We start from the raw sequence: 18850 nt of genomic DNA on the forward strand, positions 1-18850 counted from the left end.
GCTACCAGCCCTGGTAGCACAGTCTCCATGGCCGGGCGTTCGCAGAGACGTGGACGCGGCCCCTCTTTGTGATCAGCAGAGGCCGCGTCCGATGTCCCTCATCCGGGGAAACAGCCAAGCCCTATGGGAGGAACTCCCAAGTAGGCCCTCCAGACGTGAGGTTCCGAGAACAAACGGTCACGTCCTCGCCCCTGAGGTACGCCAGCAGCCACTCGCCGAACGTCATCTCGTGAAGGACCCAGGAGAAGCTGTCGAATTCCTGTACCAGTACACGCCAAGGAGACGACGGCCCGTCGGGAATGCGGAGAAATACCGTCTCTCCCGTCATGGCGGCTGCCACCGGCATCAATTGCCCGGGATTCACCCCCACCGGACTGGGCAGAAACTCGATCATGTCGTCCTCGCGCCAGAGTTCGAGATCGCCTCTGATCTCTTCACCCAGGTTGTGCTGGAGGTGACGTGCCGGGTGGCTCAAGTACAGCTGCCCATTGATCGAGATCGAACCGTAGGCGTCCACGATCTGTCGGAAGTCGTCCGGGAAGACCATGCCGAGTTCCTGTTCGAGCTCATTCCATGGAGTGGGGTCCGACCAGTTGAACTGAGGCTCCCCCAACAATGGCGAGATCTCCGCAAGCGTGGACAACTCAGATCCCTTCTAGCAAGTCGAGCCGAATCCGGTCTTCGAGTTGACCGCCGTGCACGAGAACGAGTCTTTGATCTGCCCGTCCCCGTTGTAGACCGTCATCCCGACCTGAACCGATGTGGGCACGGCCGAACGAGGGTCCCCGTAGACGGGGGTGACCGACATGAACAGTTGGTTACCCGAGTTCAATGCCTGCCAGCCGAATCGCTCCACCTTGCTGGCCATTCTCGCATTTGCCCGCCGGTGCACGGCGACCAGATTTCGGGTATCCGCACCAGTGCCCTTGCCCAAATAACCTATCAGGTGGCCGGCTTGCGGCTGTCCGCCACCGGCTGCGATTTCTCCCATTCCTTCTGGCTCGACCGAAGGCTCGCATTCCGGGCACTTTGGCAGTCCCTGTGCCCCTGTCCGTGACCTGCGATCGCTTTTCGTGAGAAAAGCCATCGCGCCCGTGGCCCGGCAGCCCTTCTGTCCCTGGTGATTGGTGTACTCCTCCAAGCCTCCGTAGATCCGACCTCCGTCGAACAGGGGCATGGTGTTGCAGGAGGAGTCGTCGTCACCGTCCGTCCGAGGCTGGGGCCTCGGCATGGGACCCGGAGTGGGCGATGGGGTCGGTCCCGTGTCCGGCTCGTTGTCCGAGTCGGACGAACTGGCTTCGTCGGCAGATGGCATCAGCAGGTCGCCGAATGCCTCGCTGGCGTCCCGCAGATTCTGTTGGCCCTGCGGAGTCGCGGCGTACAGGGCCGTGGCCAAAGCCGCCACCGCCAACACACCCAGTGCGATGGCGAAGTGGCCGTCGAGCTCCACCGCAGACACAGGGTTGCCGCCGGCGAAGGCGTATCGGTTGCCGGTGTAGGGGTCGGCACCGAGGTTCATGTCGGCGAGGGCGCCGTTGTACATGTCCCGGGTGGTGAAGCGGTTGAGCCCCGGGTTGTAGTCGCGGAAGCCCATGTCGTAGGTCCCGGACTGGGCGTCCCATCGCTTGGCGTTGAAGCGGTAGGGGTTGTAGTCCTCCTTGGTCGGGTCGGTGGTGTCGGGCTTGTCGATGCCGGTGAACTCGGAGTCGTCGTTGCCGCCGTAGGGGGACTGTAAGACGTTCGGCTCTGCCAAGATTTTCGTAGCCGGTGATCGGCTGTGCTCCGTGATCAGTTGATGAGGATGCGGTGGCGGAGGAGGCGGAAGCCTGCCCGCCCGTACATCTGCCGCTTGATCAGTTTCGTTTTCGTGTTGACGCCTTCGGCGCCGCCGTTGTGGAAGGGGAGGGTGAGGGCGTTGTTCACGGCGTCCTGGTCCCGTTCGAGGCCGCGAGTGAAGGCGTGCAGGTGGGGAAGGTCGTCCTCGCGGACGGCAGCGGTCCAGTCCCGAAGATGCTCGGCGTTGTCGGCGTCGGGGGTGAGCAGGCCGGCGAAGGTACGGATGTGTGAGGCCAGGGCGGTCATCTCCGGGCAGCTTGCGACCAGGGGACTAAGGAGTGCGCGGTCCTTGTCCTTGAGGTAGTCGGGTGAGGTGCACAGCAAGCGGGCCAGGCGTTTCGGTGAGACGGCGGTTCGGTCGGCCTCGACGCGCCCCTGGTTGATGTACTTGTAGAGCAGATTCCGGCTGCCGCGGTAGCCCATCTCCTTGATCTCGTCGAGGAGTTCGGTGACGAAGACAGCGGGCTCCTCCTCGCGGCGTCGGCGTAGGTGCTCGCGGAAGGGGTCGACCAGGCAGGGCCGGTACTGCGGGGCCTTGACCAGGCGTTCGGGCTCGGCGGCCCGGGCGTAACGCTTGACGGTGTTGAGGGCGAGTTGGAGTCGCCTGGCACATTCGAGCAGGCCCACGCCCTGGTCGAGAAGACCGTGGATCTTGCGCCAGCGTTCGCGGGTCGTCTCCTCGCGACCTTGAGACTGCGGTGGCGGACCGCTCTTCGCCCAGCAGGAGGCGTGGGCGTGGACCTCGCGGCGCACGGCCTCGGTGAGGTTGTGCCACAGGTGCCAGCGGTCGGCGACCTGGATCGCCTCGGGCAGCGCGTCGGTGATGGCCTGGGCGTAAGTGGCCGAGCCGTCCCTGCACACCACCAGCACGCCAGGATGCGTGCGCAGCCAGTCGGCGAGCGTGTCGGCATTGCGGTCGGCCAGTACGTCGATCCGCTCCCGGGTGACGGCGTCGATCAGGATCGTGGCGTACCGGCGCGAGCGCCGCAACGCGAAGTCGTCGACCCCGAGGACCGCGGGCACCACCGGTTCGGGTAAATCGATCCGTAACAGCCAGGCCAGCACGGTCGCGCAGCTCAGCGTCTGGTGCAGCTGTCCGAGCAGCCGGGCCCCGGCCTTCCCGGCCAGCGCCCGGGCGACCTCGGCGACCACCGTCTGCAGCGCGGGAGTCCGCCGCTGATACCGGGTGGTCAGACCCGTAATCTGCTCGGCGAACGTCGTCTTCGGGCAGTCGGTGTTCTCGCAGTACAGCCGACGGACCGACAGATCGATCCGTACCGGTCGGCCGCCGACCGCCTCGTCGGCGACATGCCGCAGGTAGCGGCTGTGCTGCCAGTCCGAAGGCCGCCCACAGCCGGTGCAGTTGGCTGGGCCATCACGCGTGCGCGCGGTGATGACGACCGTATCGCCGTCGACGACGACCGATCCGACGTCCACGCGCTGCAGTTGAGGCAGGAGCAACAGAAGGAGTTCGTCGGACACTGCCCAGCGTCCTGCTATCCGACTGCGCTGTCACGCCCTGCCAAGACCGACGATCACCGGCTACGAAAATCTTGGCAGAGCCGCTCGTTTGACAGTCCCCACCTTCGAAGCAGTCTTCAAGGCCGACGACGTGGAGATCCTGCTCAGTCCGCCCCGGGCATCGAGGGCCAACGCGATCTGCGAGAGAGTCGCGGGTACCCTCCGCCGCGAGGTACTCGACCGGATCCTGATCTACAACGAGGCCCACGCCGTGGCAGTAATGACCCAGTACATCCGGCACTACAACCGGCACCGCCCCATCAATCCCGGCAGCAACTGCCTCCGGACAGGCCCGAATCACCCGCCCCGGCCACCGTGACCGACCTCCAGACCCACGGGATCCGGGGACGGTCCGTCCTGGGGGGCTTGATCAACGAGTACCACCACGCCGCCTGATGGAACGGCATCGCCGCAGCACGCACCACTGAATCGCATGTTCGAGCGGCACAGGCCCCTCCAGGCCCGTGGTCGACGTTGCCGTGCCCGCCGCAGCAGCTCCTGGATCTGGAGGGCCGCAACGGCGTTGGGGTTTTCGCCGGTCTGGTCCTGCGCACCCCGGGCCTGCACCAGAGGGAGCGGCCTGCCATCTCCCTTGGGGGTAGTGCTGGGGTCATGCTGCCAGGCGGGTGCCGCGACGCCAGATGGCGCGGGTGTTGAGGGTGTCGCTGATGTCGCTCGTCGGGTCGCCGTCGACCAGGAGGAGGTCGGCGCGGAGTCCCTCGGCGATGCGGCCCCGGTCGCTGAGGCGGAAGCGCCGGGCCGTGGTGGCTGTGGCGGCGCGCAGGGCGCGTGCGGGTGTGAAGCCGGCTGCCACGAGGTACTGCAGTTCGTGGTGCAGGCTTGCTCCGTGTGCCAGGCCCCCGAAGAACGTCTCGGGCATGGAGGCGTCGGTGCCGGCCAGCACGTCGACGCCGGCGGCGTCCAGAGCGCGCACGGTGTCGTACACGTCGTCGAGCTTGCCCTGCGGGTAGCGGTTGTAGCTGGAGCGCAGGGTCTGGTCCCACTTGCTGTCGAGGCGTGCGGCGACCCTGGGGTCGTCGGCGAGTTCGCCGCCGGTGATCCCCATCATCGAGGCGTTGAGAGTGATGCAGGGGATGACGAACATGCCCGCGTCCTTGATGGCGCTGATGATCTCGGCGGTGTGCGGCTGGTCCATGAACACGTGGGTGAGGCCGTCGATGCCGGCTTCGGCGGCCATCCTGGTGGCGTCCACGGTCAGTGCGTGGGCCACGGTGAGGGCGCCGTACTTCTTGGCCTCGGCCACCCCGGCGTTCACGGTGGCCTGGTCGAGCGCGGGCAGCCCGGGGTGCCCCTCCACGCTGCCGTCATCGATCATGAACTTGATGAAGTCCGAGCCGCGGCCGAGCAGTTGAGGCACGAAGGCTGCCGCTTCCTCGGGCGTGGTGGAGAACGGCATCAGGGGCATCACCGGGGGCAGCTCCCACTTCGGCCGGAATCCTTCCGGCATCAGCTCGCTCGGGTGACCGCCCGGCGGGGTGATGGCGAAGCCGGAAGAGCGCACGTCGGCCAGGGCGTCGTCGTCGGTGATGAGCCCCCGGTTCTCCCGGGTGTTCATCCCCTGCATCTCCAGTTCGGTCGTCACCCCGAACCGCAGGGCGAGCGCCAGGGAACCCGGGGCGGAGTGAACGTGGGCGTCGATGAGTCCCGGCAGCAGGGTGGCGCCGCCGCCGTCCACGATCTCGCTGCCCTGAGGAGCGTCGCCCCCGATGCGGGCGATCCTTCCGCCGTCGATCACGACGGTCTGCACGCCTATCGACTTCTCTCCGTCGAAGATCTGCGCGTTGGTGATCGCGGTGAACGCCATAGCGGTCCGCCTCGTTTCGTCGCTCGTCCAAAAGTACATACCGGATGCTATGTACTTGTCACCTGGTATGCAAATGTGCGGACCGGGCCTAGACTCGGGCACATGAGTAGCGCGTCCTTCTCCGAGCAGTCCTCCGATGACCTGGCGCTGGACCAGATCGGCCCGGCGCTGTCACGTCTGCGGCGACGCGCACCGGCATCGAGCAAGGACCTGTCACGCAACCTCGTGCTCAATGTGATCGCCGATGCGCCGGGCGAGGTGACCGTCGGAGGTCTCGCCGCCGAGATGGGTGTCGCCCAGCCGGTGGCCAGCCGGACCGTGGCCGCCTGTATAGAGGAAGGGCTGCTGCGCCGGGCGGCGTCCCAGGCCGACGGGCGTCGTACCGTGCTCGAACTCACCGAGCACGGTGAGGCCGAACGCAGCCGCTTCGCCGCAGAGCAGCGCGAGGCGTTCCAGGAGATCACCGCCGCCTGGTCGCGGGAGGAGCGAATCCAGTTCGCACACCTCCTGGCCCGATACGGAGCCGACGCCACCGCCTGGTCGAGGAAACAGGCCACAAGCCGCGACTGAACGAGCAGTAGGCGATGCCACGACCGGCGTGAGAACCCGAACACCGGACGCGCCAGCCCTTTGACCTGCGTCTTCAGGTTGCCGGAAGCGCATTCTTTCAACGACCCGTGTGGCGAGGCGCCGGTACCTACGAGGACGGGGCGTCCGGGTGCTGGACGGCCGGGGTGGAGAAGGCGGCGAACGCGGCGCCCAGCAGTTCGCCGAGGTTCTGTTGGCCGCCGCTTCCCTCGCTGCCTCACCGCTCGGCCGCTGGGTCGAGCGCGCCCTTCCGGCTCGGTCGCGCCTCGGGTCGGGAGGTGAGCGGCGAAGCCCCGTGGGCGCAAGGACCCCGCTCCCCGCTGGGCATGGCCTACCGGAACGCGCGGCGCCCTCGACTTCCCGGTCCGCGGCCCGGCCCGCCGACGGCTCAGAGCCGGTTGGGCTCGGGTGGAGCGCTCCGGTCGGGACGCCAGTTGGGCAGTAGGGCGTCGACTGCGCTGTGCAGAGTCGTCGCGGCCACCCCGTCACGCAGCTGTGTGGAGAGGCCGAGAAGGAAGCTGTGAATCATGGTGGTCACCGTGTCGGCGTCGACGTCGGCATAGAGTTCACCGGCGGTGATGCCCCGCTCGACGCAGGCCCTGATGCGCACCCGGTCCGCTTGACGTTGTGCCGCGACGGTGGCGCACACCCCGGCGTGCTCGTCTCCCGGTGCCCGCATCGTGCCGGACAGTGCGATGAGGCAGCCGGTGGGGTGGGACGAGTCCGCCTGCATGTCGATCGAGCGGTGCAGCAGGTTGTTCACGGCCTCTCGTGGGCTGACCGTCTCGTCCTCGATGACGTCGGTGACGCTGCCCGGCCCCTTCACGTAGTGCTCGACGACCTGCTTGAACAGTCCTTCCTTCGAGCCGAAGGCGCCGTACAGGCTCGCGGATGACAGCCCAGTGGCGGCTCGCAACTGTGCCAGGGAGGTCGCTTCGTAACCCTGCTCCCAGAACAGCAGCATCGCAGCCTCCAGTACGGCCTCCGTATCGAAGGCGCGGGGCCGGCCGGCCGACGGCATAGGGACCTCCTGCGTGAAAGACGAGCGTTCCGGCGTGGGAGCACTTACGTAGCTCCCATATTGGACCAACCGCTCCACAAAATGCCACGCGCCGAGACGCCGGGGCGGTGAGCGCGCATGGTGACCCTGGTCACTTATGGATCGATCGATCTGGAATCGCTTGACCGGCCCTCCGAGTGGCGACAAGTATTCCGGTATGAACGATCCAGAATGCAGTAAGGGCGGCACAGGCGGCCGCTCCACGCTGAGCCGCCCCATGGTGCTTCTGCTGGCGGTGACGTGCGGCGCGGCAGTTGCCAACATCTACTACGCGCAGCCACTGCTGCCCGTCGTCTCCAAGGCGCTGGGAGTCTCCGAGGGGGCCGGGGGGCTGATCGTCACCGCCTCACAGATCGGCTACGCGCTCTCGCTGGCACTCCTGGTACCCCTGGGTGACGTACTGGAGCGGCGCCGGCTGGTGAGCGGGCTGCTTGCTCTGAGCGCCATCGCTCTCCTGGGCGCGGCGGCCTCCCCATCGCTGGGCGCGCTGTACGCCTCGGTGGCACTGGTGGGAGCAACCTCGGCCGTGGCGCAGATCGTGGTGCCGATGGCCGCTTCGCTGGCGGCCGACCATGAACGCGGCGCGGTGGTGGGCACCGTCATGAGCGGGCTGCTCATAGGCATCATGCTCGCGCGGACCGTCGCCGGGGCGCTGGCCGAATACGGGAACTGGCGGCTGGTGTTCGTCTTCGCGGCGGGCGTCATGGTGGTGCTGGCGATCACCTTGCGTCTGGTGCTGCCTCGCGTACCGCCGACCGCGAGGACGCCCTATCCGCGACTGCTGCGCTCGGTGGTGACGCTGGTGCGCACCGAGTCGCTGCTGCGCCGGCGCATGGCGCTGGCCGCGGTCGGCATGGGCGGCTTCACGGTCCTGTGGACCGCGTCGTCGTTCCTGCTGGCCGGGCCCGCCTACGAGTACGGACCGGCGATCATCGGCCTGTTCGGTCTTGTCGGGGTGGTCGGGGCCGCCGCCGCGTCGGTGACGGGCCGGCTGGCGGACCGCGGTCACGGCCGCCAGGTGACGACCGGCGGGCTGATCGTGCTGACGGGCAGCTGGGGTGTGCTCGTCTTCGCCGGGCGGGGAGGTCCGCTCGGTCTGGGCGCGCTGATGGCCGGCATCGTGGCGCTCAACCTGGCACAGCAGGCACTGCTGATCAGCCACCAGAGCGCCCTGTACCGCTGCGTCCCACACGCACGCAGCCGGGTCACCACAGCGCTCATGGTCTCCGCCTTCGCCGGCAGCACCGTCACCTCCGCGCTGACGGCCGCGCTCTATCCGCTCGTGGGCTGGGCCGGAATCTCCGCGCTGGGAGCGGTGATCGCGCTGCTCGGCCTCGCGATCTGGGCCCTGGAACTCCTCCGCCCGAGCCCCGCGGAACCGCTCGCCGCGCCGGAGGCCGACGAAGAAGCCCACGCGGGGCGCACCTCTGGCGTCCGCACGGACCCCGCCCGCGAACACACGGAGGAGACCACCCATGCCTGAGATCCGCCGAGTGGCGATCCTGGACGACCACCAGCACGCGGCACACCGGTACGCCGCCTGGCATTCCCTGCCAGAAGGCGCCCGACTCACCTTCTTCCACGAGCACTTGGGCGGGCCCGAAGAGGTGATCGCCGCGCTGGAGCCGTTCGACGTGGTCGTCGCCATGCGCGAGCGCACCCCCTTCCCCGCCGAGGTGCTCGACAGGCTGCCGCAGCTGCGCCTCCTTGTGACCACCGGTCCGGCCAACGCCGCCATCGACATGGCCGCGGCCGCCCGGCGCGGCATCGTGGTGTCCGGCACCCGCGCCGCGGGACTGACCTCGACGGCCGAACTGACCTGGGGGCTCCTGCACGCCCTGACCCGTTCGCTCCCCGCGGAGGAGCGTCACCTGCGCGACGGCGGTTGGCAGCGGACCGTGGGGCGTGACTTGCACGGCGCCCGCCTGGGCGTCGTCGGCCTTGGCGGTGTGGGCAGTCGCGTGGCCCGGGTCGGGCTTGCCTTCGGCATGGACGTCGTCGCCTGGAGCGCCCACCTCGATCCCGGGCACGCGACAGCACTGGGCGTCACACCCGTCGGCAAACGAGAACTGCTGACCACGTCGGACGTGGTGACGCTGCACGTCCGGCTCTCCCCACGCACCGTCGGCCTCATCGGCACCGAGGAACTCGCCCTGATGCGGCCGGACGCGCTGCTCATCAACACCTCACGCGCGCCCGTCGTCGACGAGAAGGCCCTGCTGACCGCGCTGCACACCGGAACGCTGGGCGGAGCCGCCCTGGACGTCCATTACACCGAGCCGCTGTCGGCCGATTCCCCTTGGCACAACGCTCCGCGCACCGTGCTCACCCCACACCTGGGCTACGTGACCGACGGCGCCTACGAAATCTTCTACCGCGACGCACTCGACGACATCCTCGCCCACGCCGCCGGCGAACCGGTCCGCGTCCTCACGCCGTGACCGGACCAGGCCCCGCCACTTCCCCGCACGAACAAGGAAAGCGTCCCACCATGAGCTCCAGCGACCAGCCCACCACCGCCTACGCGCAGCACGATCCCGCAAACAGTTCGGGGGGCCGCATGCCACGCCTGTGGACGCGCACCCTGGGCGACCTCACCCTCACCTACGTCCCCGACGCGGGCGTCCACATGATCCCGACCCGCGTCTACCCCGCCTCGGCCGATGAGGACTGGACGGACCACGGGCCCCACATGACGGACGCGGGCCACCTGGCCATGGGATGCGGCGCGCTGCTCGTCGAGCGTCGCGGGAAGCGCCTGCTCCTGGACGCCGGCCACGGCCGCATCTCCGGCGAGGAGCCCGAACACTTTCAGCACGGCTTCGACCACGTGCAGAGCCTCCCTCAGCACCTGCGGAGCCTGGGCGTCGACCCCGCCTCGCTGGAGACGGTCGCCTTCACCCACCTGCACGACGACCACACGGGGTGGGCCCGGCCGGACGCCGTCGACGATCCGCGCAGCCTGTTCCCCAACGCGCGCTGGATCGTCGGGGAAGGAGAGCTTCGAGGCCTGGATCCCGCGTCCGGCCCACGACTTGCCGGCCAGAGCGAACGGACCGTCGCCGTCGCCGACGGAACGGAGATCGCGGAGGGAGTACGGGCCTGGGCGCTGCCCGGGCACACCACCGGGCACACGGCCTGGGTCCTCGACACCGGTGACGGCCGCCGGATCGTGGCCTTCGGTGACGCCATGCATTCCCCCGTCCAGGTCCGGCACCCCGACTGGGAAGTCGTCCTCGACCACGACCGGGCACAGGCCGAGCACTCGCGTCGCCGACTCGTACGGTTCATGGCCCAGGACGACGTCTTCGGCTTCGGCGTGCACTTCGCCGACCAGCAGCTCGGCACCGTGGACGACGCCGGCGGCTGGCTCCCGTGGGAGGACGAGGGTAGCCGATAGGAACCCGCTACACGTTCGCTGAAGGCCCGCCGGTCCGCAGTGCTCCTCCGCGCTGCGTCGGCGGGCCTTGCGCGAAGGTCAACAGGAGTGGCGGCGGTTGCGTGCACTGGTCCGGTCGATATCCGTCGAGTGCAGCTTTCTCCGGTGAGCCCTATGGAACAGGTGGCCCTTCGCGGTGTCCTGATGCGGGTATGGGGAGTCGGAGAACCTGGAATCCGTACCTTGCACCCGACAGTCGGCATGGTTCTCCTCGTGGTGGCGGGGCCACGAGGAGGTGCCCGAACGGCACACGAGCGTCGGCGGGACACCGCAAGCATCCGTGAACGGCGTGGTACGGAGCTCGGCTTCTTGGAGAGGGCATACGGCATACGACTGGCGGGCCACTTGAAGGCGGTGCAAGTGGGAGGAGAAGCAGGGGCGTTCAACAGACGCGTATGACTCCGAGTGGAGCGAAGTTCTGTGAACCGCACGCAGTAGGGCGTGGGACCCGGGGGCGGGAGCGACCGCACTGCTGGGGGTCAAGGGGTCGCAGGTTCAAATCCTGTCGTCCCGACAAGTTCGAACGATCGAACGTCGCAGGTGAAGGGCCGTTCTCGAACGGCCCTTTTTCTGTTTTTCGTTCGCTACCTGGTGGGAGCGGGGGAGTGGGAGCGTGCTCCCACTGTCCCCATGCCTGTTTGCTCCCACTTGGGACGGTGCGCGCATATTCGATTCCTTGCGCGTACGTTCACATCCGTGCCCGGGTTGTGACCTGTGGCTCTGCGCCTGCCGAAAACTCCATCCGCGCAGGTCATGCGGCATGGTGGTACTCGTGCAGGATGCCGCCGAGGCGTGCACGTCTTCGTATGTCCAGGCGCGCGATCTCCTGTGGATCGACTGGCACAGGCGCGGGACGAAGCGGGCGGGCATTCGCGATTCCCTGGTGAGGCCGATGGGAGTTGTAGAAGGCCGATGGGAGTTGTAGAAGTCTTCGAACTCCCGCAGGGCGTGGCGGAGATGGTGTTGGTTCCAGATCAAGGTGCGATCCAGGAGTTCACGTCGGCAGGTCTGCATCCACCTTTCCATGATTGAGTTCATTCTCGGCATCTGGACGCCGCTGAGCACGACCTCGATCCCCGCATCGCGCAGGATGGCGTCGAACAGATCGGGGAACTTGCCGTCCCGGTCCCGGATCAACAACTTGGCCCTGGAGCCGGCATCTTCGAGGTCCATGACAAGGTTCTTCGCGGCCTGCGCAACCCAGGAGGCGGTCGGGTGCGCGGTCGCGCCCAGGACCCGAACCCGGCGGGCACGGTGCTCGATGACCGCGAAGACGTACAGCCTCGACCCGGACAAGGTGATCGTCTCCAGGAAGTCACAGGCCAGCAGGGCCTCGGCCTGCGAGCGAAGGAAGTCCGCCCAGACGGGCTGTTCGACTGCTGTATCGGGATGGGCAGTGCGTTCCCGGCGCCGAGCCGTAGAATCCGGCGGTGCACGCCAGCGCCGTCCGGTCGTGCGTTCGCTCGCAGGGAGGATATGTCATGCAGGACCGCTCGGAGTCGTCGAGCATCGAAACCGGGGAGAATGACGCGGACACCGCCTCAGCGACCGCATCGACGGTCATCGCAGAGGTACTTCCGGGCGTCGCTGTCGTCTTCGGCGAGGAAATACCGGAGCTCAAGCCCGATCTACTCGACTTCGGTCTCGTGTCGAAAGCCGACCGCATGCAGATCTCCACAGTTCTCGCCTCGATCGGAAACACGGCGACCGTGGCAGGCAACCTCGGCAACGCGTTAGCGAGCGCGCAGGGAATCTACAAAATCGGTAGCGCGACACAAGCCCTGCTGAATTCTGGCGCGACGCTCGCCATCAAGGACGGCGCGAACCTCGGAACAGTGATGTACCAGGGGCGTATCGTCGCTCAGGCCCGCTTCATCCCCGCGACGTTGGTAAGCGCCGCGCAGACCGTAGCCATGATCGGACCGGCGCTGGCCATGGTCGCCCTGCAGATGCAGCTCAGCGAAGTCACGCGTCTCGTCCGGACCAACATCGCGCTGACGAGCCAAGTGCTGTCGACCATTCGCAAAGAACAGTGGGCCGAACTGACGGGGCTCGTCGCCACGCTCGATCGCGCGGTCGATCAAGCGCGTGAAATCGAGGCCGTTCCCGCCTCCCTGTGGGAAAGCGTCGCGAGCAGTGAAGCGATCTTGCGTAAACAGCTTGAGCTGTACCGGAACAACGTCGAAGACCATGTGCAGCAGATAGACCGGGCTGACCCGCGTCGCCGCCGTGAATACCTGCAAACGAATGCTGAGGCGATCGTCTTCGACGCCTTCGCCCTCCTGGACTCTCAGAAGGCATGGACCGGGTACAAGGCGCTGCACGCCGGAAAAGCGAGAGACGCCGGACATGGTGACGCGGCCGAGGCACGGCTCGTCGAGGTCATCGTGCGCGACACCCGCGCCGAACTCGACTCGGCTCTCGCCGACACGACGCGTCTCGTCGACGCCCTGACGCGCGAGCTCCACATCCTCGCCGAGCTCCCCGGACACGAAACGCTGTCATTGCCGGGGAAGCGCAAGGACGCGAAGGCAACGCGTGCCATCGCCGCCCGCCTTCTGGAAGCGGTCGAGCCTCTCGCCGACGCTCTTCGTCCGCCGGTCCCTCCGGTAGAGGCCCCCAGCGTGATCTGTGCTCCCGAAGCGCTCGATCTCAAGTCGTACCTTCGCGTCCTGCGATGGTGTCTCGCAAACGGCGAGACACTCCAAGCCATCGGGTTCCCCGAGCAACTTGAGGCCCTCGATTCGATCGCCGCGATCATCGGCGGAGCGAAAGGGAAACTGGCCGCGGCGAGGGACAAGGGCGTGACAACAACCATGCTCGCCGTCACGGATCGCCGCGTCATCACAGCCAGGACGAACGCGTTCCTCGAACAAGGCGAGATCCGTCAGGATATTCCGCTCGACCAGGTCCGATACGTCCGTGCAGCGACCACTTCAAACAAGGGTACGCGCTCATCCGTCGACCTCATCACCCGCGACGAGAACATCCGATGGCTGTTTCCTCCCGGCATCGACAACGCTCATGTGGACGCGTTCGCCGGCGTGCTTGCCGAGTCGATGACCATCCCTGAGAGCGAACGTGATGCGTTGAAGCGGCGGCGGTACGCCGTCGAGGAAGGGGGTGAAGAAGGGCCGAGTACCGCCACAGGGCCCGCTGAAGTGACGGAATCGGTGGCGACAACTGGCAACACCGTCTGAAACCTGTCCTGCACGGTGCGCTTGCCGGAAACTCCATCCGTTCTGGTCACGCCGCATGTTGGTACTCGTGCAGGATGCCGCCGAGGCGCTCGCGTTTCCGTATGTCGAGACGGGCGATCTTCTCTGGATCGGCGATGGGTGAGGGTAGTGGGCGGAGCGGCCGGGCGTTCGTGATGCCCTGATGGGGCCGATGGCCGTTGTGGAAGTGTTCGAACTCGCGCAGGGCGTGGAGCAGGTGCCGCTGGTTCCAGATCAAGGTGCGGTCCAGCAACTCGCGTCGGCAGGTCTGTACCCACCTCACCATGATCGAGTTCATCCGCGGCATCCGGATCCCGCTGAGCACAACCTCAAGCCCCGCGTCCGCCAGGATGGCGTTGAACAGGTCAGGGAACTTCCCGTCCCCGTCCCGGTCCCGGTCCCGGGCCCGGATCAGGAAGCGTGTCGGCAACCGGCATCCTCGGGGTCCATGAAGAGATTCTTCGCGGCTTGTGCCCCCCAGGTGGCGGCCGGGTGCGCGGTTTCGCCCAGGATTCGGATCCGCCGGTGGGCGTGCTCGATGACTGCGAACACGTACATCCTCGCCCCGGACAGGGTGACCGTCCCGGAGAAGTCGCAGGCGAGCAGGGCGTCGGCGTGGGAGCGTAGGAAGGCCGCCCGGGTGCTGGAGGCGCGTTCGGGTGCCGGGTCTATGCCGGCCTCCTTGAGGATCTCCCATACCGTGGAGGCGGCCACCTCCACTCCCAGTACGAGCAGGTCGCCGTGCAGGCGTCTGTAGCCAGCTGGGATTTTCTCGTGCCAGGCGCAGCACATCCCTCGGAAGCCGGTATAGGAGCGCCGCCAGGAACGCCCGATCGCTCGGGTCGAACCGCGGCCTGGCCTTGCCGAGTTGGTGCTTCAGCACCGTGATCTGATGACGCAGGGCGAGGATCTCCGCGTCCTTTGACGCAGGGCGAGGATCTCCGCGTCCTTGTCCCGATCGCTCATCGGTAGCAGGCGCAGCATGGCGAACGCGTTCGTCACGCCGAGGTAGGTCAGTCGCAACAGCACGGTCGATCATCATGCCGCGCCCACTGCGAGCCGCGTGGGAGCGCTGACTCGAGCGACCGCGGCTGGCGCCATGGAAGACCGCTCCCACCTGTGTGGATGAGGTATTCGACAAGGGCAATGTCGGCGTCCCCGTCGTCTACGGGGCGCTGTCCTCGGGCCCTTACAGGTTCCACTCGTCGACCAGCAGCCCCACGAGCCGCCGCTGCCGCTTCTGCAGCACCGTCGGCGCCCACTCCTGGTGCTGCAGGACCTGGCTGGTCAGGGCGAACGTGGATACGCCGTGCCTGCCGGTGAAGTACTTCGCCTTCTTCTCGGCGAAGTCGTAGTTCTGTGCATAGGCGTTTTTCCTTCGGCTGAGCAGGACGAGGTTGCCCAGCCGGTGCGTCCACTGCCCACGCTGCTCATCGGTGAAGTGATGCAGCCATCGCGACCCCTGCTTCGGATTTTGCGGTAGCACGTGCTCGACAGTGATCACGTTGTGGTCGTACGAGACTCCGGGTTGCCCGGCCAGCATTTCGTCCAGGCGCAGCAGGACATATCTACGGGTCTTGGTGACGAGGTAGATGTCGCCGTCGAGGCGCGCGAGGGTCTCGGCCTTCTCCGTGTCCGTCAGGGGCAAGGAGATCGAGTCGAGGCCGTGGCCCGCGTCGAGTTCCCGCAGGAGGTCCGCGTAACGGGTGACGCGCGGAGTGGTGTAGACACGGCGGATGAACATGCTCGCCGCCAACCGCTCCAGTGCTCCGAGGAATGTGTCGAGCCAGGCCGGGTCGTCACCGTGATTGTGCAGCGCCCAGAGGGCCGCGGGATGCCAGTCGTTGTTGTCGATCTGCTGAAGCCGTTTGAACCAAGCGTTGACTTGCTCCGCTCCGGAGGCCGCCGAGTAGTCGGCGTCACGGATCTGCACGTAGGCATCCGCGTACGGCACGACGACGTCATTGACGAACGATTCGGCCTTGCCAGGAAGGTAGCGGCTGAGCACCTGCTCGGGAAATTCCTTGAGCAGTTCTCGTTCCGCTCTCTTCATCGCGAACACCATGCGCAGGTGGAGGAAGAGGTCGGCGAAGTCGTCCCGCCCGAGAGCCTCCTCGGCGTCCTCCCACTTGCGGGCGCACCTTTCTGAGGCCTTCTCGTCCAGCGCGCCGATGATGTGCGACTTGAAGATGTCCGTGGGCGAAAGATCCATGCCCCGGGAGTTCATCACGCTGAAGATGCGGTGCGCGCTGTCCAGATCGGGGGTGCTGACGACGACCAGGAAGGTGCGCTCACCCAGCATTTGGACCAGGTCCAGTCGCCGCTCCTCCGACCAGTCGGCAAGTGTCGCGTGTAGCGCCCTCGCGTTGCGCAGAACGGCCTTTTGGGCGTCCGTGGCCAGTGTTTCCTCCTTTAGCGTCCGTAGTGTGTCGGTGGTTCCCTTTGTCTGGACGTACTGGTGGAAGAAGCCGGCATCCCGGAAGCGCAGGGTGAGTCTGGGCTTGGGGTCGAGGCGACGAACCTTGTTGCCGGGCTCCGTGACGAGTTTGTCAAGGTCGTTGCGTAGGTCGGGGTCTTCGGTGAGGTCGCGAAGGAGGGCGAGCAGGATCGTCAGGGTGGTGAGGCGCTGCTGGCCATCGATGACCTCTGCGGACGTGTCCCCCTTGGCCTTGACGAGCACGATGGAGCCGAGGAAGTAGGGTTCGACCGCCCCTCTGTCCAGCGACTCCTCCAAGTCCGTCAGCAGTTGCACGGCCTGCTCGACATCCCAGGCGTACGGCCGCTGGTAATCCGGAATTCTGAAGTCGTAGTCACTGCTGAACACCTTGTGCAGGGACACTTCCTGCGCCTCGAGTTGCTGCATCGCTCAATGATGTAGGGCTGTTGCCGACATGTCTCGGGAATCCCGGTAGCTGAACGAAACGCGGGTGGGTCCTGTCCTGGTGAAGCAGTAGGGGGCGTATGCCCCGTGGATCGCGTTCATGCGGTGTGATCCGGTACGTGGCTGAGCGCCGTTGCACACGCCCTCGGTGCGCATGAACAGGTCGGCCACGCCAACCTGAGAGACCCTCGCATCGGGCAGTCGTGGCCGTCACCCTGGTGAGATCGTCCAGTACAGCGTCTAGCTTGAATACACCGACGATGCGAAGACCGCTGTGCCCAAGTGGCAACCATGGAAGCCGAAGGCGACCGAGGCTTCCAGCTCAGAGCCGAGTTCCAGAACCCCGATCATGCCGCGCAGCAGATCCGACGCAGGAGCGGAATCGAATGAGTCCCCTTGAGCGCCTCACGGAGCTCTGCCCCCCTCCCGCCGTCCGCCAGCCGCTGGTGGACTGGGCACAGGTCGAGTCCGACTCCGGGAGCAGATGTGATCTGATCCAGTTCGGGGCATCTACCCGGCGCCGGTGGATTCCTCGCTTCTGCTTACCTTGGTGGCGCGAACAACGGTGAGTGAACCGTTCCGGGTTCGGTAGAGACTCGATTCCGTGAAAGGATTGAGTCATGGCACGTCCCTCCTCCTATCCCGTTGAGCTGCGCAAACGAGCCGTCCGCATGATCGCCGAGGTCCGTGGTGAGTATCCGAACGAGTCGGCCGCGCTGCGGGCCGTCGCCCAGAAGCTGGGCATCGGTTCGGCGGAGACCCTGCGGAACTGGGTGAAGCGCGACGAGGTCGACTCCGGGCAGCGTCCGGGGACGACCACGGAGGAGTCCGCGCAGATCAAGGCGATGAAGAAAGAGATCGCCGAGCTGAAGCGGGCGAACGACATCCTGAAGGCTGCGGCGTCTTTTTTCGCGGCCGAGCTCGACCGGCCACACACTCGCTCGTAGCGTTCATCGACGAGCACCGGGCCCGCTTCGGCGGTGTCGAGCCGATCTGCCGTGTGCTTACCGAGCACGATTGCAAGATCGCCCCTTCCACCTATTACGCTCACCGCAAGCGGCTCGAGGCCCCGTCTGCCCGCACCGTCCGCGATGCCGCGCTGAAGCCACTCATCCAGCAGATCTTCGAGGTCAACTACCGTGTGTACGGGGCCCGGAAGGTCTGGCGTGAGCTGCACCGTCAAGGCCACGTCGTGGCCCGGTGCCGGGTCGAACGCCTCATGCGTGAGCTTGGCGTCACCGGTGCCGTCCGCGGGAAGAAGATCATCACCACGATCCCGGACGGTTCCGTCGAGCGGGCCCCGGACCTGCTGGACCGCAACTTCGTCGCGCCGGCCCCGAACCGCTGCTGGGCCGCCGACTTCACCCATATCAGCACCTGGTCGGGGGTGGTCTACGTCGCCTTCGTCGTGGACACCTTCTCCCGCCGGATCGTCGGCTGGTCCGCCGCCACGTCGAAGGAGACCACGCTCGTGCTGGACGCCCTGGACATGGCTCTATGGCAACGCGACCGCGACGAACACCCGCACCAGAAAGGCGAGTTGATACATCATTCCGATGCCGGGTCGCAATATACGAGTTTCCGGCTCGCCGAGCACTTGGACACGGCCGGCATCGCGGCCTCGATCGGATCTGTCGGCGATGCATACGACAACGCCCTGATGGAGAGCACGATCGGCTTGTTCAAAGCCGAGCTGATCAAGCCCGGACGGCCCTGGCGAACCCTTTCCCAGGTCGAACTCGCCACCGCAGAGTGGATCGACTGGTACTGCCACCGCCGGCTCCACGGTGAAATAGGGCACATCCCACCCGCCGAACACGAGGCCAACTACTACCGCGCAACCACCAAACCCCAGGTCACAACCACAACCTGAAGTCTCTACCGAACCCGGAACGGTTCAGAGCGACTGTTCTGGGTGACCGATCCGCAGGGGCAACCGGACGCCTGGACGATCGCTGTCAACGAAGCACGGGGCCCCGTTGGTTCACCTTCGCAGGAGACCTGACGCAGTTTCTGGTGTCTGTGTATCTCCCAGACAGTGGAGGCGGCAACCTTGATGCCGAGGGTGGCGAGTTCGCCATGCACCCTGAGATAACCCCACGACGGGTTTTCTCGCGCCAGGCGCAGGACCAGCGCGCGGATTGCGCGGATAGTGCGTGGCCGACCCGGTCTTTTCGGCCGGCAGGTATGGGCGTGGCACCGTTTCATCAAATCGCGATGCCAGCGCAGCACGGTGTCGGGTCGGACCAGTATCCGGAGCCGGCACAGAACTTCACGGGGCACGGGCGCCAGTAGGGCGGCAATGAGGGCCCGGTCTTCCGGAGCGAACTTGGGCAGGTCTGCTCCGAGCTGTCGCTGAAGGACGGCGAGCTGGTGACGCAGGGCGAGGATCTCCGCGTCTTTGCCGCGGTTGCCCATCGGCAGCAACCGCAGTGCGGCGAACATATTGGTGACGGTCAGGTAGGCGAGACGAGGCAGCACG

14 protein-coding genes and 3 pseudogenes are annotated in these 18850 nt (G+C 66.6%); 7 read left to right on the forward strand and 10 right to left on the reverse strand.

What is annotated here, in order from left to right; genetic code table 11:
* Positions 1-121: 121 nt before the first annotated feature.
* The 4 genes and pseudogenes from ACH4RC_RS03770 to ACH4RC_RS03785 form a co-directional block, all read right to left on the reverse strand.
* Positions 122-643 carry an SMI1/KNR4 family protein gene (locus ACH4RC_RS03770; RefSeq protein ID WP_398194659.1) on the reverse strand — a complete coding sequence of 174 codons (522 nt, stop codon included), beginning with the start codon at positions 641-643 and terminating at the stop codon, positions 122-124.
* A gap of 12 nt (positions 644-655) precedes the next feature.
* Positions 656-1315 carry a DNA/RNA non-specific endonuclease gene (locus ACH4RC_RS03775; protein ID WP_398195695.1) on the reverse strand — a complete coding sequence of 220 codons (660 nt, stop codon included), beginning with the start codon at positions 1313-1315 and terminating at the stop codon, positions 656-658.
* A 113-nt stretch (positions 1316-1428) separates the two neighbouring features.
* Positions 1429-1723: pseudogene (locus ACH4RC_RS03780) on the reverse strand (RHS repeat-associated core domain-containing protein); the annotation flags it as partial.
* Positions 1724-1788: 65 nt separating this feature from the next.
* Positions 1789-3318, reverse strand: a complete 1530-nt coding sequence (locus ACH4RC_RS03785) for an ISL3 family transposase (RefSeq protein ID WP_398194661.1) — start codon at positions 3316-3318, stop codon at positions 1789-1791.
* Positions 3319-3448: 130 nt separating this feature from the next.
* Between ACH4RC_RS03785 and ACH4RC_RS03790 the strand changes: the two genes are divergently transcribed.
* Positions 3449-3676, forward strand: a complete 228-nt coding sequence (locus tag ACH4RC_RS03790) for an integrase core domain-containing protein (protein WP_398195698.1) — start codon at positions 3449-3451, stop codon at positions 3674-3676.
* A gap of 291 nt (positions 3677-3967) precedes the next feature.
* Here ACH4RC_RS03790 and ACH4RC_RS03795 read toward each other — a convergent pair whose 3' ends face one another.
* Complete coding sequence (locus ACH4RC_RS03795; protein ID WP_398194663.1) at positions 3968-5182, reverse strand: amidohydrolase family protein; 1215 nt, start codon at positions 5180-5182, stop codon at positions 3968-3970.
* A gap of 102 nt (positions 5183-5284) precedes the next feature.
* Here ACH4RC_RS03795 and ACH4RC_RS03800 point away from each other — a divergent pair, with 102 nt between their 5' ends.
* Positions 5285-5752, forward strand: a complete 468-nt coding sequence (locus tag ACH4RC_RS03800) for a MarR family winged helix-turn-helix transcriptional regulator (protein WP_398194666.1) — start codon at positions 5285-5287, stop codon at positions 5750-5752.
* Between the two features lie 406 nt (positions 5753-6158).
* Here ACH4RC_RS03800 and ACH4RC_RS03805 read toward each other — a convergent pair whose 3' ends face one another.
* On the reverse strand, positions 6159-6791 hold the full coding sequence (locus tag ACH4RC_RS03805; protein ID WP_398194668.1) for a TetR/AcrR family transcriptional regulator: 633 nt from the start codon (positions 6789-6791) through the stop codon (positions 6159-6161).
* A gap of 196 nt (positions 6792-6987) precedes the next feature.
* Between ACH4RC_RS03805 and ACH4RC_RS03810 the strand changes: the two genes are divergently transcribed.
* Genes ACH4RC_RS03810 through ACH4RC_RS03820 form a run of 3 tightly spaced genes read left to right on the forward strand, consistent with a single transcriptional unit; the run spans position 6988 to position 10230 of the window.
* Entirely contained in the window at positions 6988-8313 is a 1326-nt protein-coding gene (locus ACH4RC_RS03810; RefSeq protein WP_398194671.1) for an MFS transporter, read from the forward strand.
* Positions 8306-9271, forward strand: a complete 966-nt coding sequence (locus ACH4RC_RS03815; RefSeq protein WP_398194673.1) for a D-2-hydroxyacid dehydrogenase family protein — start codon at positions 8306-8308, stop codon at positions 9269-9271. Before ACH4RC_RS03810 ends, ACH4RC_RS03815 begins: the two co-directional genes overlap by 8 nt.
* 50 nt (positions 9272-9321) lie before the next feature.
* Positions 9322-10230, forward strand: coding sequence for an MBL fold metallo-hydrolase (locus ACH4RC_RS03820; protein WP_398194675.1), 909 nt, complete (start codon positions 9322-9324; stop codon positions 10228-10230).
* Between the two features lie 534 nt (positions 10231-10764).
* On the opposite strand, the gene ACH4RC_RS03825 is transcribed toward ACH4RC_RS03820, so the two are convergent.
* Positions 10765-11442: an integrase core domain-containing protein gene (locus tag ACH4RC_RS03825; protein WP_398194676.1), complete on the reverse strand. Its 678-nt coding sequence runs from the start codon at positions 11440-11442 to the stop codon at positions 10765-10767.
* A 308-nt stretch (positions 11443-11750) separates the two neighbouring features.
* Here ACH4RC_RS03825 and ACH4RC_RS03830 point away from each other — a divergent pair, with 308 nt between their 5' ends.
* The gene (locus ACH4RC_RS03830; RefSeq protein ID WP_398194678.1) at positions 11751-13469 is read left to right on the forward strand and encodes a hypothetical protein; all 1719 of its coding nucleotides are present in this window, start codon (positions 11751-11753) and stop codon (positions 13467-13469) included.
* Between the two features lie 46 nt (positions 13470-13515).
* Here ACH4RC_RS03830 and ACH4RC_RS03835 read toward each other — a convergent pair.
* Together ACH4RC_RS03835 and ACH4RC_RS03840 are read right to left on the reverse strand one after the other, a co-directional pair.
* Positions 13516-14516 (reverse strand): annotated as a pseudogene (locus ACH4RC_RS03835) (integrase).
* A 160-nt stretch (positions 14517-14676) separates the two neighbouring features.
* Positions 14677-16350: a DUF262 domain-containing protein gene (locus tag ACH4RC_RS03840; protein ID WP_398194679.1), complete on the reverse strand. Its 1674-nt coding sequence runs from the start codon at positions 16348-16350 to the stop codon at positions 14677-14679.
* A gap of 638 nt (positions 16351-16988) precedes the next feature.
* Here ACH4RC_RS03840 and ACH4RC_RS03845 point away from each other — a divergent pair.
* A protein-coding gene (locus ACH4RC_RS03845) for an IS3 family transposase (RefSeq protein WP_398194681.1) occupies positions 16989-18241 on the forward strand; the annotation gives its coding sequence in 2 pieces (ribosomal slippage) (positions 16989-17271 and positions 17271-18241; 1254 coding nt in all).
* Between the two features lie 146 nt (positions 18242-18387).
* Here the strand turns inward: ACH4RC_RS03845 and ACH4RC_RS03850 are convergent.
* Positions 18388-18849, reverse strand: a pseudogene (locus ACH4RC_RS03850) (helix-turn-helix domain-containing protein); the annotation flags it as partial.
* Between the last annotated feature and the right edge of the window lies 1 nt (position 18850).

Origin of the sequence: Streptomyces sp. NPDC016845, from assembly GCF_044332585.1 — a bacterium.
Lineage (GTDB): Bacteria > Actinomycetota > Actinomycetes > Streptomycetales > Streptomycetaceae > Streptomyces.